Raw genomic sequence first — 15441 nt, forward strand, 5'->3', positions numbered from 1 at the left:
CCTGCCCTACGGCTCCGACAGCCTGGGACGCGAAAGCGACACGGCGTACCTCTGGCGCCGAGCGCCCCCGCCGTGCACCCTGATGCCCCCCGGTGCGGTCCGGTCATGCCACCATCGTGCGGGCGGTGACTGGTGATACGAGATCAAGAAGAGACCGAGACGACGAAGGGGCACGGCGTGCAGCCTCCCGAAGGCGCGCGTACCCCTGACGACGAGCCGCGCCCGGAACCATCCACTCCGGCAGCCGGGAAGGACGACCGGAAGGCGTCCGGCGCGGACTCCGGCGCGGACCCGGGTGCGGACTCCGAGGCCGGCCCCTCCGGCGCGCCCGAGCCGCCCGTCCCCGGCAAGCCCGACGAGCCGTCCGCCACCCCCGAGCACTCCAAGCCGTCCGGGACGCCCCGGCCCTCCGGGACCCCCGAACGGGCCGCCAGGCCGCCCCTCGCCGGTGCCACCGCCGTCACCCCGCACCCGGCGGAGGCCCTGGAAGTCCCCGGAACGACTCGGCCCCCGGCCGCGGAAGAGCACGTCGAGCGCGTCTCGGGCGACGAGCCGCTGCTCGCCGCCCGCGTGCACCGGCCCTCCGATCTCCTGCGCCTGCTCGTCGGCATCCTCGCCATCGCCGTCGTCCTCGCCATCGCCGCCTTCGCGCACGGCACCACGACCGGTCTCGAAGCGGACATCAGCAAGGGCACCGAACAGGCGCCGGACGTGTTCGTCAAGATCGCGGGACTGGCCTCCAGCATCGCCGTCCTGCTGGTCCCGGTCGCCTTCGCCATCGAGCGGCTGATCAAGCGCGACGGGCTGCGCATCGCGGACGGCGTCCTCGCCGCCGTACTGGCCCATGGCGTCACCCTCGCCACCGACCTGTGGGTCGCCAAGGCCGCGCCCGGGTCCATCACCGAGGCACTGACCCGGGTCCAGACCGGCGGCGGTCTGACCGACCCGGTGCACGGCTACCTCGCCCCGGTGATCGCCTACATGACGGCCGTGGGCATGGCCCGCAGACCGCGCTGGCGCGTGGTGCTGTGGGTGGTGCTGCTCCTGGACGCGTTCGCGATGCTGGTCGCCGGGTACACCACACCGTTCTCGATCATCCTCACGGTGCTCATCGGCTGGACCGTCGCGTACGGGACCCTGTACACCGTCGGCTCCCCCAACGTCCGGCCCACCGGCCAGAACCTGCTCGCCGGCCTGCGCCGCGTCGGCTTCCGTCCCGTCACCGCGATGCGCGTCGAAGGCGTCCCGGACTCCTCGGACCACGGCGACCGCGGCCGCCGCTACAGCGTCACCCTGGAGGACGGACCGCCGCTGGACGTCACCGTCGTCGACCGCGAGCAGCAGGCACAGGGCTTCTTCTACCGCGTCTGGCGCCGGCTGACCCTGCGGACGATCACCACTCGGCGCTCCATCCAGTCGCTGCGCCAGGCCCTGGAGCAGGAGGCTCTGCTCGCCTACGCGGCCATCGCCGCCGGCGCGAACGCCCCCAAGCTGATCGCCACCTCCGAGCTGGGCCCGGACGCCGTGATGCTCGTCTACGAGCACCTGGGCGGCCGGTCACTGGACTCGCTGGAGGACAAGGAGATCACCAACGAGCTCGTGCGCGGCGCCTGGCACCAGGTGCAGGCGCTCCAGTCGCGTCGTATCGCGCACCGCAGGCTGACGGGCGACGCGATCCTGGTGGATCGTTCCGGCAAGGTGATCCTCACCGATCTGCGCGGCGGCGAGATCGCGGCCGGCGACCTCGTACTGCGGATGGACATCGCGCAGCTGCTCACCACGCTCGGTCTGCGGGTGGGCGCCGAGCGCGCGGTGGCCGCCGCCGTCGAGGTCCTCGGACCCGACGCCATCGCCGACTGTCTGCCGCTGCTCCAGCCCATCGCGCTCAGCCGTTCCACCCGGGCCACCCTGCGCAGGCAGGCCCGCGAGCGCTCCAAGCGGGAGCGGGAGGCGGTTCTGGAGGCCTCCGAGGCGGCCAAGCGCGCCCGCCTGGAGGGCGGGGAGGCGGCCACCGGCCGCAAGGCGGACCGCAAGGCCGTACGGGCCGAGAAGCAGGCGGAGAAGCGGGCCCTGGACGTGGCGCTCGACGAGGCCCGCGAGGAGGATCTGCTCGCGCAGATCCGCCAGCAGGTGCTGCTGATCAAGCCACAGGCGCCGGTGGAGCCGGTCCGCCTGGAGCGGATCAAGCCGCGCACCCTCATCAGCCTGATCGCCGGCGCCATCGCCGCGTACTTCCTGCTCTCGCAGATCGCCCGCACGCCGCTGTCGACGATCAGCCAGGCGGACTGGGGCTGGGTCGCGGCGGCCGTGCTGTTCTCGGCGCTCAGCTATGTCGCCGCGGCGATGAGCCTGCTCGGCTTCGTACCCGAGCGGGTCTCGTTCTGGCGGACCGTGGTGGCGCAGGTCGCCGGGTCGTTCGTGAAGATCGTCGCGCCGGCCGCGGTCGGCGGTGTCGCCCTGAACACCCGCTTCCTCCAGCGGTCGGGGGTCCGTCCCGGGCTGGCGGTGGCCAGCGTGGGCGCGTCCCAGTTGTTCGGGCTCGGCGCGCACATCATGCTGCTGCTCTCCTTCGGCTATCTCACCGGTACGGAGAAGACACGGTCGTTCACGCCGTCCCGGACGGTGATCGCGGGTCTCCTCACGGTCGCCGTCCTGGTGCTGGTGGTCACCGCCATCCCGTTCCTGCGGAAGTTCGTCTCGACCCGGCTGCGCTCGCTCTTCGCGGGTGTCGTGCCGCGCATGCTGGACGTGCTCCAGCGTCCGATGAAGCTGCTCACCGGCATCGGCGGGATGCTGCTGCTGACCGGTGTCTTCGTGCTCTGTCTGGACGCGTCGATCCGCGCCTTCGACCACGGCAACCAGCAGCTCAGTTATGCGAGCGTCGCCGTGGTCTTCCTGGCGGGCAACGCCCTGGGATCGGCGGCGCCGACGCCCGGCGGTGTCGGCGCGGTGGAAGGCGCCCTGACCTTCGGCCTGGTCGCGGTCGGGCTGCCGCTGGAGGTCGCGACGCCGGCGGTGCTGCTCTACCGGCTCCTGACGCTGTGGCTGCCGGTGCTGCCGGGGTGGGTCTGCTTCAATTCGCTGACGCGCAGGGGTTCGCTCTAGCCGCCCCGCCCCTCCGCTCCCCCGCCTACTCGCGCCACCCGCATGGACGCCGTCCCGCGCGTCCCCCGTCCCCGCGGCGCACGATGGACGCATGCCGACCACTTCCGCCGTGCGGCGGGCCGCGATCCTGGCCACTGCCACCGCCAGCGCCGCCGTACTGATCACCGCGGGCTGCTCGGACAGCGGTGGCGACGACGAGGACAGGCCCCAGGACCTCGCCGAGCAGAAGCTGGAGTGGAGCCCCTGCCCGGCGCCGTCCGAGGCGGAGGGCGCCGGCGAAGCCCCTTCCCCGCTGCCCGGCGGCACGCGCTGGGAGTGCGCGTTCATGGACGCCCCGCTCGACTACGCCAAGCCCGGCGGCGAGACCGTCGAACTCGCGCTGATCCGCGCCAAGGCCTCCGAGCCGGGGAAGCGGATCGGCTCCCTGGTCTTCAACTTCGGCGGCCCCGGCGCCTCCGGGGTCACCGGCCTGCCGTCCTTCGCGAAGGACTTCGAGACCCTCCGCAGCCGCTACGACCTGGTCAGCTTCGATCCGCGCGGGGTCGGCCGGAGCGAGGGCGTGGAGTGTCTCGGCAACCGGGAGCTCGACGCGTACTACGCCGAGGACGCGACGCCCGACACCCCGGCCGAGGAGAAGACCCTCACCGACGGTCTGAAGAAGTACGCCGCGGGCTGCGAGAAGAACTCCGGCGACGAACTGCCCCACGTGGGCACCGTCAACGCCGCCCGCGACATGGATCTCATGCGCCAGGTCCTCGGCGACGCCAAGCTCAACTACTTCGGCATCTCCTACGGCACCGAACTCGGCGGCGTCTACGCCCATGTCTTCCCCACCCATGTGGGCCGGGCGGTCTTCGACGCGGTCGTCGACCCCAGCGCGGACGCCGAACAGGGCGCCCTCACCCAGGCCAGGGGGTTCCAGCTGGCCCTCGACCACTTCGCCGCCGACTGTGTGGAGCGCGGCGACGCGTGCAAGATCCCCGGCAGCAGCCCCAAGGAGATCGAGGAGTTCATCACCGCCCTCCTCACCAAGCTGGAGAAGAAGCCCATCCCGGGCATCGGGGACCGGGAGCTCACCCAGACCCAGGCCGTCAACGGCATCCTCGAGACCTTGTACTCGCGGAAGTTCTGGCCGCTCCTGGAGCAGGGACTCGACGAGGCCGACGGCGGCAACGGCTCTTTGCTGCTCGCCCTCTCCGACGCCCTGAACGGACGCGACCAGAACGGCGGTTACAGCAACATCCAGGCCGCCAACGCGGCCATCAACTGCGTCGACTACAAGTCCCGTTACACCCTGGACCAGGTGAAGGCGGCGCTTCCGAAGTTCCGTGCGGCCTCGCCCGTCTTCGGCGACAACATGGGCTGGGCCCTGTTGAACTGCTCGCAGTGGCCAGTGCCCGGTGCCTGGGTTTACCCCGACGTCAGCGCGCCCGGCTCCGCCCCGATCGTGGTCATCGGCAACACCGGCGACCCGGCGACTCCGTACGCCGGCGCCCGGAAGATGGTCGAGGCGCTGGGCAAGGGCGTCGGGGTCGGGCTGACCTACCGGGGCGAGGGGCACGGTGCCTACAACAGCGGCAACGCCTGCGTACGGGCCGCGGTGAACGCCTACCTCCTGGAGGGCCGGGTCCCGGCCGCCGGCACCGTGTGCGCCTAGCGGCCCTCCCGGGCAGGCACTCCCGGTGACGAACAACCCGAGACTCATCACTGTCAGTAGCGACCCCTAGGATGGCGGTCCGGTTCGAAGGTGGGGGTTACGCATGATGCGGGTACGGGCGGCAGCACTGACGGTCGCCGCACTGCTGGTCGCGGGCGCGGCCGCCGGCTGCGACGCGGAGGGCGCCGAAGGGGCGCAGAAGCCGGGCGGGCCGAACGGTACGACGCCGTCCGCGCCGGACGACAAGGACGTGTCGCCACAGGTTCCGCCGCTTCCCGCCTCCCTGACCGGGCAGCGGCTCGACTGGGGCGGCTGCGAGGCGCCCGCCGGTGGCCAGAAGCCCAGCTCGCAGTGGCGCTGCGCGAAGGTCGACGTCCCCCTGGACTACGCGAAGCCGTCCGGTGACACGATCTCGATCGCACTGATCCGCAAGGAGGCCCGCGACAAGGACGCGCGGCTCGGCTCGCTGCTCTTCAACTTCGGCGGCCCCGGCGCCTCGGGCGTGGACATCCTGCCGCGTGCGGCCGGGGAGTACTCCAAGCTCAACAGCCGCTACGACCTCGTCGGGTTCGACCCGCGCGGAGTCCGGCAGAGCGCGGGCGTGGTGTGCCGGGACGACAAGGCTCAGGCCGCGTCCGAGGCCCGCACCGACCTGACCCCGGACACTGCCGCCGAGGAAGTGGCGTTCCTCAAGGACAACGCCACCTTCGGCGCGGACTGCGCCCGCCGCTCGGGCAAGGTCCTGCCGCACGTCGGCACGAGCAACGCCGCGCGGGACCTGGATCTGATCCGCCGAGTCCTCGGTGACGCCAAGCTCAACTACTTCGGCATCTCCTACGGAACGCAGCTGGGCGGGACGTACGCCCACCTGTTCCCGAAGAACGTGGGCCGGACCGTGCTGGACGCGGTGGTCGACCCGACGGCCGACACCACCGGCCACGCCCGCAACCAGGCCACCGGCTTCCAGCGGGCACTGAACAACTACTTCAGGAGCACGGGCGAGAATCCGCGGCGGGGCACCGAGCGGCTCGCCGCGCTGCTGAAGAAGCTCGACGCGAAGCCGCTGCCGACCACGGACGGCCGCAAGGTCACCGACAGCCTGGCCCTCACCGGAATCGTGCTGCCGCTGTACGCCGAGAGCAACTGGCCGTACCTGACGGAAGCCCTCAAGGAGGCCGAGGACCAGGGCCGGGGCGACCGACTGCTGGCGCTGGCCGACTCGTACAACGACCGGGACGAGAGCGGGCACTACGGCACGCAGAGCCACTCGCAGAGGGCCATCTCCTGCGCGGACAGCACCGCGCGCGCGACGGCGTCCGAAGCCAGGGCGCTGCTCCCGGAGTTCCGGAAGATCTCGCCGGTCTTCGGCGAGTTCCTGGCGTGGGACACGGCCGGCTGGTGTGCCGACTGGCCGGTGAAGGGCGAGCACGACACCCCGGAGGCGAGCGCCCCGGGCGCGGGCCCGGTCCTGGTGGTCGGCACGACCGGCGACCCGGCGACGCCGTACGAGGGCGCGCAGCGGATGGCGGACGAGCTGGGCAAGGGCGTCGGCGTCCTGCTCACCAACAAGGGCGAGGGGCACGGCGCGTACGGCACGTCGTCCTGTGTGACGGCGACCGTCGACGGCTATCTGCTGGACGGGAAGGTCCCGCAGAACGGCAAGACCTGCGGATAGGGCCCCACGCGACCGTCCGCCCGCGGCGCGGCGCAGAACGCGAAGACGGGCCGGCCCCGTGAGGGTCCGGCCCGTCTTCGTGTGGCTTCGAGGGCCGATGGGGCCTTCGGAGCGCGGAGCCTAGTAGATCGGCTTCTCCGGCTCGATCTGGTTGACCCAGCCGATCACGCCGCCGCCCACGTGGACGGCGTCGGCGAAGCCCGCCGACTTCAGCACCGCGAGGACTTCCGCACTGCGGACACCCGTCTTGCAGTGCAGGACGATCCGCCTGTCCTGGGGAAGGTCCTGGAGGGCGGTGCCCATCAGGAACTCGTTCTTGGGGATCAGCCGCGCGCCGGGGATCGAGACGATCTCGTACTCGTTCTGCTCACGGACGTCGATGATGTCGATCTTCTCGTCCGCGTCGATCCACTCCTTGAGCTGCTTGGGAGTGATCGTCGAACCGAGCGCCGCCTCCTGCGCCTCCTCGGACACGACGCCGCAGAAGGCTTCGTAGTCGATGAGCTCGGTGACGGTGGGGTTGTCGCCGCAGACCGCGCAGTCCGGGTCCTTGCGGACCTTGACCTGGCGGTACTGCATCTCCAGGGCGTCGTAGATCATCAGACGGCCGACCAGCGGGTCGCCGACGCCGGCGAGGACCTTGATCGCCTCAGTGACCTGGATGGAGCCGATGGACGCGCACAGCACGCCCAGGACGCCGCCCTCGGCGCAGGAGGGGACCATGCCCGGCGGCGGGGGCTCCGGGTAGAGGCAGCGGTAGCAGGGGCCGTACTCGGACCAGAAGACGGACGCCTGGCCGTCGAAGCGGTAGATCGAGCCCCAGACGTACGGCTTGTTCAGCAGCACGCAGGCGTCGTTGACGAGGTAGCGCGTGGCGAAGTTGTCCGTGCCGTCGACGATCAGGTCGTACTGGCTGAAGATCTCCATCACGTTGTCGGCCTCGAGCCGCTCTTCGTGAAGGATCACGTTCACGTACGGGTTGATACCGAGGACCGAGTCCTTCGCGGACTCGGCCTTGGAACGGCCGATGTCGGCCTGGCTGTGGATGATCTGGCGCTGCAGATTCGACTCGTCGACCTCGTCGAACTCCACGATGCCGAGCGTGCCCACGCCCGCCGCGGCCAGGTACATCAGGGCCGGCGAGCCGAGACCGCCGGCGCCGACACACAGCACCTTGGCGTTCTTCAGCCGCTTCTGCCCGTCCATCCCGACATCCGGGATGATCAGGTGGCGAGAGTACCTGCGGACCTCGTCTACGGTGAGCTCGGCAGCCGGCTCGACCAGGGGTGGCAGCGACACGGAGACCTCATCAATACAGCTGGTCGGGTGTATACGGGGACGCCCCCACGCAGGTGGGGAGCGTTTCTTCCTTCCGTAACACTGCCACGCCCCTTCTCATTCCGAGACACCCGGTCCGATACGCGAGACGATTTCGTCCCAGTAGCCGGGCAGCGTCTGGAATGGGTCGATATGTCCGCCACGGTGGGCATCGCGGTCACTGCGGTCGGTGAAGAAGATCGTCCCCGCACCCTGCCAGCGCGCGATCCGCACGGCCTCGTCGAGGTGGCTGCGCGGCACCCCGTGGACGAGATGGACGAAGCGCTCCGGCGGATGGTCCGCGGTCCACTCCGCCACCTGCGACCAGCGGTAATCCGTCCACGGCCCGGAGAAGGTGACCAGCTGGTCGGCGATCTCCGCGTAACCCGGGTGGGGATGCGTGCCGTGGCCGAGGACGAGATGGCAGCCGTCGGCCCTGTCGAGGACCGTCTCCAGGGTGGCCGTCGTACGCCTCACCTCGGGGAGATCCGCCCGGTCCGTGGGACATCGGTCGAGCAGGAAGCCGTCGACCTTGTACCAGTCCAGGAACCGGTGGGCGTCCGAGATGATCTCGCCGAAGTCGCGGGAACCATGGGTGAGGTCGAGATGCCCGAGGACCCGCACCCCGGCGTTGCGGAGCCTGCCCGCCGCCTCCAGACAGTGCGGGTCGGGACGGTCGCCGGGGCCGTCGGCCACATTGAGCACCGCCCAGTGCAAGGGCGTTCCCGGGCGGGTCAGCTCGGCCCATTCGACCGGCGCGAGCAGCGGATGGGCGTAGCCGGGGACACCGAAGCCGAGCCTCTCGGAGCCCGTGGCGGAGAGCGGGGTCCCGGTGGTGGTCAGATGCGACATGCCGCCTCCATCCAGATGTCGGCGAGGGACTCCTCGAGGTTGATCCGGGGCCGCCATCCGAGCCGGTCCCGAGCGGTGCGCACATCCGCCTGCTGCCAGCTGCCACAGCCGTCCGGGTAGGGGAAGGGGCCGGCGGACAGGTGGTCGGCCATCGCCTCGGTGCGCGGGGCACCGATGACCTGCCTCGGCGGGGGGCCGTCCAGTTCGTGCAGGGCGCCCGCGTAGCCGGCGACCCTGGCGAGGACGGCGGCGGCGTCACGGAGCCTCACCGCGCGCCCGGTGCCGATGTTGACGACCCCCTGGGCCGCGGAGAGCGAGGCGGCGTGGACGGCGCGGGCCACGTCCCGTACGTCGACGAAGTCACGCTGTACGCCGAGGCCGCTGAGCTTCAGCTCACCGTCGCCCGACTGCATGGCGCGGCGCATCGCCTCGGCGAGCCGGCCGAGCGGGGAGCCGGCGGGGGTTCCGGGCCCGACGGGCGAGAAGACCCGCAGGACGACCGCGTCGAGTCCGGCCCCGAGGACCAGCTCGGTCGCGGCGAGCTTGCTCACCCCGTACGGCCCTCCGGGGCGCGGCACGGCGTCCTCGGCGGTGGAGGAGCCCGGCTGGGAGGGCCCGTACTCCGAGGCGCAGCCCACCTGGACGAGGCGGGCCCCGCAACCGCTGCGGCGCAGGGCCTCGCAGACGGTGGCGACGGCGACGGTGTTGTGCCGGGTCAGGTCGCGGGCGCCACCGCGGGTGGCTCCGGCGCAGTTGACCACCACCCCGGGGTGGACGGCGTCGAGGAAGCGGGTGAGGGCCCCGGGGCTGCCGCCCGCGAGATCGAACCGCACGTCGGCGTCGTCGCCCCGCCCGAGGGTGGTGAGGTGCACCGCGGGGTCGGCGAGGAGCCGGTCCGCGACGAAACGGCCGATGAAGCCGTTGGCACCGAGCAGCAGGACCCTCATCGCGCGGCCCCTTGGTGCCGACCGGCCGGTGCTGGGGGTAGGGGGGTCATCTCTGGTGTCTCCTTGAGGATGGTGCGGCGGGTGCCGTCGGAAGGGAACGCGTGCCGGCGGCGTCGGCTCCGCCGGTCCGCAGGGGGTCAGTGGGGGGCGTGGGCCGAGGCCCGGGAGAGAGCGGCGGTGGCGTGGGCCAGCAGGCCGACGGCCGCCGCGCCGCAGACGAGGGTGGGGACGGCTTCGGTGCCCCAGGCGCCGACGGCCGCCCTGACCGGGGCGGCCAGGACGTCGCAGCCGGGGAGCCAGGAGCCGGGGACGGCCGCCAGCGCGAGGGCCTCGGCGGCGCAGGCGGCGCCGAGGGCGGTGGCGGCCGGCTCGGGGAAGCCGTGGACGGTGAGCAGCCGGGCGAGCAGCAGCAGGGTGCCGAGGGCGGCGGCGGGGACCGTCCCGTCGCTTCCGTGGACGAGGCCGACCATGGTCAGCAGCCCGGCCAGGACGAGGAGATGGAGTCCGACGACACCGAGCAGCAGGGGCCGCGCCCCGGCGGCGAAGTCCTCCAGGCCCCGGCTGGCACCGAGCTTGCGCCGGGCCCGTACGGCGAAGAGCCGGGCGCACCAGGCGGCGGGCAGGACGGCGAGCGCGAGGGCGAGGAGCGGTCCGGTGGTGAGGGGCCAGGGCCCGTCGGGGCCGCCGGTGAGGAGCTGGCCGAGGAGCCCGTCGCCGCCGGCCGCGTAGGCCAGGAGCCAACAGACCCAGAGGGGGGTGGTGCGGACTGTCCGGCCTGTGGCGCGCAGGGGGCCGCGGCGCAGGGAGACGAGGAGGGCGAGGGCGGTCGCGAGCGCCCCGGCGGCTCCCACGGCGAGCCGGGGCGCGCCGTCGGAGGTCAGGGCGAGACCGGCGACGGTCAGGGCGCAGGCGCCCCCCGGCAGGAGGGCGAGCACCGCCCATCCGCTGTCGGTCCCGGTGGCGTCCGGCGCGGCGGACCGTGACACGGGTCCGTTCCCGCGGGGCACCCGCGCGTAGAGCTCCTCGGCGAGGGAGAAGACGTCCCGGTGCCGGAACCGGGCGGCGGTCCGGTCGGTGACGCCGTGCGCTTCGAGGCCGGCGGCGATCTCCAGGGGGTCGACGGCCCGCTCGCACAGCTCCCGGTGGCGGTGCATGAGCGCCTTGACGGGGTCGGCGGGGCCGCGCCGGGCGGGACGGGGCGCGGGAGCCGGGGCCCCCGCTGCCGATGGCTCGACGGCCGAGGTCAGCGCGTGTGCCGCCAACAGCGCCTCGGACCGGGTGTCCCAGCCGCCGGTGTTCGGTTCGGCCGGTTCGGTCGTGCGCGGGTCTCGCATGGATCTGCCTCCTTCACGCATCGCCGTCCCCCCGCCCCGCGCCGGCCCCCGCGGGCTCGGGCGCGCCGCCCTGGGCGGCGGTCCGGCCGGGACCTGTCCAGCTGCCGGGCAGATACGACTCCGCCGGGTGCGCGAAGGGCACACCGTCGGCGATGCGGTGCACCGGGGAGTGGGAGAGGAGTTCCAGGTAGATGCCGTGGAACGCGGTGATGTTCTGCTCGACGGTGAAGAGTTCGAGCGCGCGGGCGCGCGCCGCCGCGCCCAGCCGGTGCCTGCGCTCCGGGTCGCGCAGCAGCGCGAGGCACGCGTCGGCGAGCGCCCGCGGATTGCGCGGGGGCACGACGAGGCCGGTGCCGCCGATGACTTCGACGACCGCGCCGACGTCGGTGGAGACGGTGGCCCGGCCGCAGAACATCGCCTCGACCAGGCTGATGGGAAAGCCCTCGACGACGCTGGAGAGGACGACGACCGCGCCCGCCGCGTAGGCGTCGGCGAGGCCGGGCGCCTCGGGGCAGCCGATCTCCTCGAAGGAGACGGGGTTGTCGCCGATGTCGTGCGCGCCGGCGGCCTCGTCCGGGAAGAGCTGGGCGGCGAGGGCCTTGCAGTGGGCGAGGTAGGTGACCGGTTCCGGTTCGCGTACGGGCGCGGCGATGATCCTCAGCCGGGCGCCCGGCTCCTCCTTGCGCACCTCCGCGAAGGCGTGCAGGAGCGCGATCAGGTCCTTGGCGGGCTCGATCCTGCCGACCCAGACCAGGGTGTCCGGCTCGCCGGCCTCCTCGTCCTCGCCGACCGCCGTGAACCGCTCGGCCTCCATGCCGGGGTAGACGGTCCGCAGCTTGGCGCGCTCGGCGCCGCACTTCTCCTGCCAGCGCCGGGCGTGGGTGTTGCCGGGGGTGATGACGGCGGCCTGCCGGTAGACCTCGGCGGCGAGCCGGCCGTGGAAGGCGGCGAGCAGTGCGCGCACGGGCGCGCCGAGAGTGGCGACGGGGGCGGCGAGATAGTGCGCCCGCAGTTGTACGCCGTACTCCGTGACCAGCAGGGGAACCCCGAAGAAGCGTTTGGCCAGAAGCCCGGGCAAGGCCGCCGAGCCGCCGGAAGCGGCGTGACAGAGGTCGACCGCGCCGAGGTCGTCCTCGTCGTACCAGTCCAGGGAGAGGGGGCGCAGGGCGCGCTCCAGCTGATCGGCGAAGGCGAGGTGATCGGGGACGGTCGCGCCCTGTACGCCCCGCCGTGCGCCGGAGGCGTGGCAGGCGGACTCCAGGGTGCGCACGGCGACTTCGGAGCGGAGGGCGGCGTAGAGGCCGCCGCGGTCGCGGGCGAGTTCGGCCAGGCCGTAGAGGCCCTCGGCGAAGGCGTCGTCGGCGCCCTCGACGCAGATCGCCGAGGTCAGTTCGGCGAAGTGGCGGGCGAAGCGGCGCCGGTCGCGCCGGCCGTAGGTGTGGCCGTCGTCCTCGGGCGCCCACAGAGGCGCGGTCCGCACGCGCCGCACGTGCGCGGGCAGTTCGACATGACCGGCACGCTCCTGGCCGGCGCTGCGGCTGAGCGCGTAGAGGTCGAACTCGTGCCCCGTGAGCCCGCGCACGAGCCGGTCGCACCAGACCCTGGACTCACCCGTCGCATACGGGTAGCCACCCTCCGTAAGCAGTCCGATCCGCACGAGTACACCCCCGGTCTTCCTTCTGTGCGGTCACCGTTGGTCGGCGACTCGCAGCGGGATGAAGGTAAGCGGATATGCCGGTGGCGCGATGGACGGTTGTCCATCGCGCCACCGGAAGGGGTGAATGCACGTAACTTTCGCACCCCGGTAGCGTTCCGTGGCGCTACGGTGCGATCCCGTCACTCACCGTCAGACGCTCGCCGCGTCGCCGCGGTGCCGGGGGGAGGCCTCAACCGCCGGGATGCACCCAGGGATTGGGGCGGCACTTGATCCCGTCGATGTCCAGCGACTTGGTCTGCTGCTGCATCACCGGGGCCAGCGCGCCGGGCGTGCGGCAGCTGACATGACTGTGTCCGAGCCGGTGCCCGACCTCGTGATTGATCAACATCTGGCGGTAGGTGAACATCGCCTTCGGACCGTACGTCTCCGAGCCCTGCGCCCAGCGGAAGGCGTTGATCATCACCCGCTGGGTGGCCGCGGAGTCGCAGGAGACATTGTCGACCGTCGTGTCCAGGCCGGACTTGGCGCACCACGTCGCGGTGGTGGCAGGACTGGCCAGGGTGATCACGAACTCGGGCTCGCCGCTCGAAATCCGCTCGAAGGTCATCGCCCCGTTGTGCGCCCAGCTCCGGTCGTCGTTGAGGGTCTTCTGCACCGCGTCGGCGAAGAGCAGGGGGTCGAGACCGATCCCCTTCTCGACATCCACCCGGTAGCGGACCTTCCGGCCCTTGCCGGGCGCCTTGGCGAAGCCCGGCACCGTCTCGAACCGGCCCGAGCCGGACAGCTTGGGGTCGATGGGGAACTGGCGGGTCATCAGCTGTTCGTACGTCACCGGCGGCGCCGCCGGCCGAGCGGGCTGCTGGGGTGCGGGCCGGGCGTCGGACCGTGACGCGGAGCCGTCGTCGGCGGCGCGATCGCCGGTTTCGCCGACGGACCGCGTCACGGTGTCGTCGCCCGGGCCATGACCGGTGACCTGGCCGGCGACGACGACGGCGAGGACGGTGGTGACGGCGGCGGCCGCGATGCCGGTGAAGGCGCGGGACTTGCCGCCCTTGGCGGTCTCGGGAGCGGACGGCGGTTCGGAGCCGGGGTCCGACGGCTCCGTTGAGGTCTCGGGGCCCCGGCGCTGTCCCGGTATGAACGGCACGTCCTGCGTGCGCGGCGCCTCCTGCCGCTCCCCGTACGCCTGGTTCCGGAGCTCGCCCTGGGGCCGAATCCGGGTCCGGGCATCGGCCGAGGCGGCGAAGGGGGTCTGGTTGTGGCCCCAGGCGCCGCCCGGCTCGTGATGCTCGGGGTGTCCGCCTCTGACTCTCGGCGCGTCGTGGGCGGGGATGCCGTGGGCGGGGGTGCCGTAGTCACCCGTGCCGTAGACCGGGGTTCCGTGGGCGGGAGTTCCGTACGCGCCCGGGTACTGCTCGGGCGAGCCGGGGGCCCTCCGGCGCCGGCCGGTACCGCCCCTGGCGTCCTCCGCCGGGTCGGTCACCGTGCTGTTGGAGCCCTGGGATGCGGGGCCTTTGCGGCTGTGTCGTCCCACGCCCCTGATCAGCTCCCGCCGTTGTTGTCGATGAGTTCCCGGACGGCCTTGGCGACCGTCTCCGGGTACTCCATCATCGCAACATGGCCCGCGTCCGGAAGCGTCAGCAACCGCGAGTCCCGGAAGGCGCCGGCCGCCCGGCGGGCCATGCGAAAGGAAACCAGCTGGTCACGCGCTCCGTACACCAGCAGCGTCGGCGCGAGCACCCGCTCGGCCTGCCGCCACAGCCCGTGTTGACCACCGAGGGTGTAGGCGTCGACGATGCCGCGCGCGGAACGGGCCATGGCGTCCCAGAAGTAGGGGAGCGCCAGGCGGCGCTCCATCTCCTCCACGGCGTCGCGCAGGCCCTCGTCGGTGATCCGACCGGGGTCCGCGTAGCAGAGCGCCATCACGCCGCGCACGCGCTGCTCGGCCGTCCAGTCCTTGGTGAGCCGGGCGAAGAGCGAGGAGACACCGGGGAGGGCGAGCAGGGCGGTGGGCCAGGCGGTGCGCTGGGCACGCAGCTCGGGAAGCGCCGGGGAGATCAGGGAGAGCGTCCGTACGAGATCGGGGCGGACCGCCGCGACCCGGGTGGCGACCGCACCGCCCAGCGAGTTCCCGATCAGATGCACCGGGCCCCGGCCGGCCGAGTCGAGCAGCCGGATGACGGCCCGGGCGTGTCCGGTCACCGAGTAGTTGCCGTCGTCCGGCGGTGGGGAGTCCCCGAAGCCCGGCAGGTCGAGGGCTTCACCGTCGACCTTGTCCGCGAGCAGCGGCATCAGGGCCGACCAGTTCTGCGAGGAACCGCCGAGGCCGTGCACATAGAGCGCGGGCGGCAGCCCCGGGCGCGTGGCGGGACGGGCACGCACGGTCAGCGTCAGCCCGGGGAGAGCCACGGAGCGCAGCTCCTCACCTGCGGCGACCCGTACGGCACCGACCCACGGCGCCGGCGCGGCGGTGCGGGTTCCCGGCAGCTCGGTCGAAGACATGCGGCAATGTTACGAGACGATCACGCGAGGGTCCGTGTGTTCGCGGTCACAGATGGGGTGGCATACCGCGTAGCGCGTCGGGAAGGGACCTCCTACGCTCGAAAGTAGAGGGCTTCCCCTCAGCACCCTCCCGCCAGAAAGGGAGCCGTATGACTGTTGACCCCACCGACCCGGAAACCCTCGAGGAAGCCGACGTCACCGCCACGGACGTCGAGCTCGACGAGGAGACTCCCGAGGCCGACGCCGCGGAACAGCACACCGACCTGCAACAGCGGGGGGACGACCCGGTGGAACGCATCGATCCCGGCAAGGCGAACGAAGCCGATGTCGTCGAACAGGCACGAGTCGTGACACTGGACGAGGACGACTACCGATGATTTGTTCGGTAAACCGGT

The 15441-nt window shown here is 72.4% G+C and carries 11 protein-coding genes; 4 read left to right on the forward strand and 7 right to left on the reverse strand.

Annotated elements, in window-relative coordinates:
- Positions 1–483 precede the first annotated feature (483 nt).
- From ACZ7J0_RS19630 to ACZ7J0_RS19640, 3 genes are all read left to right on the forward strand, one after another.
- Positions 484–3105, forward strand: coding sequence for a lysylphosphatidylglycerol synthase domain-containing protein (locus ACZ7J0_RS19630; RefSeq protein ID WP_470889276.1), 2622 nt, complete (start codon positions 484–486; stop codon positions 3103–3105).
- A 91-nt stretch (positions 3106–3196) separates the two neighbouring features.
- Complete coding sequence (locus ACZ7J0_RS19635; protein ID WP_470888949.1) at positions 3197–4762, forward strand: alpha/beta hydrolase; 1566 nt, start codon at positions 3197–3199, stop codon at positions 4760–4762.
- 103 nt (positions 4763–4865) lie between these two features.
- Positions 4866–6437, forward strand: a complete 1572-nt coding sequence (locus tag ACZ7J0_RS19640; protein ID WP_470888951.1) for an alpha/beta hydrolase — start codon at positions 4866–4868, stop codon at positions 6435–6437.
- 120 nt (positions 6438–6557) lie between these two features.
- Here ACZ7J0_RS19640 and moeZ read toward each other — a convergent pair whose 3' ends face one another.
- The 7 genes from moeZ to ACZ7J0_RS19675 form a co-directional block, all read right to left on the reverse strand.
- Positions 6558–7736 (reverse strand): adenylyltransferase/sulfurtransferase MoeZ, encoded by a 1179-nt coding sequence (gene moeZ / locus ACZ7J0_RS19645; RefSeq protein WP_470888953.1) that lies wholly within the window; start codon positions 7734–7736, stop codon positions 6558–6560.
- Between the two features lie 96 nt (positions 7737–7832).
- A complete protein-coding gene (locus ACZ7J0_RS19650) occupies positions 7833–8606 on the reverse strand; it encodes a spherulation-specific family 4 protein (protein WP_470888955.1) in 774 nt (257 codons plus the stop codon).
- A complete protein-coding gene (locus tag ACZ7J0_RS19655) occupies positions 8594–9553 on the reverse strand; it encodes an NAD-dependent epimerase/dehydratase family protein (RefSeq protein WP_468707356.1) in 960 nt (319 codons plus the stop codon). Before ACZ7J0_RS19655 ends, ACZ7J0_RS19650 begins: the two co-directional genes overlap by 13 nt.
- A 137-nt stretch (positions 9554–9690) precedes the next feature.
- A complete protein-coding gene (locus tag ACZ7J0_RS19660; protein ID WP_470888957.1) occupies positions 9691–10887 on the reverse strand; it encodes a hypothetical protein in 1197 nt (398 codons plus the stop codon).
- Between the two features lie 13 nt (positions 10888–10900).
- A complete protein-coding gene (locus tag ACZ7J0_RS19665; RefSeq protein WP_470888959.1) occupies positions 10901–12544 on the reverse strand; it encodes a DUF3492 domain-containing protein in 1644 nt (547 codons plus the stop codon).
- Between the two features lie 229 nt (positions 12545–12773).
- Complete coding sequence (locus ACZ7J0_RS19670) at positions 12774–14078, reverse strand: DUF3152 domain-containing protein (RefSeq protein WP_470888960.1); 1305 nt, start codon at positions 14076–14078, stop codon at positions 12774–12776.
- Between the two features lie 8 nt (positions 14079–14086).
- Entirely contained in the window at positions 14087–15046 is a 960-nt protein-coding gene (locus tag ACZ7J0_RS19675; protein WP_470888962.1) for an alpha/beta fold hydrolase, read from the reverse strand.
- A gap of 149 nt (positions 15047–15195) precedes the next feature.
- Here ACZ7J0_RS19675 and ACZ7J0_RS19680 point away from each other — a divergent pair, with 149 nt between their 5' ends.
- Positions 15196–15423: a hypothetical protein gene (locus ACZ7J0_RS19680; protein WP_470888963.1), complete on the forward strand. Its 228-nt coding sequence runs from the start codon at positions 15196–15198 to the stop codon at positions 15421–15423.
- The last annotated feature ends 18 nt before the right edge of the window (positions 15424–15441 follow it).

The organism is Streptomyces sp. NPDC038280 (assembly GCF_055600045.1).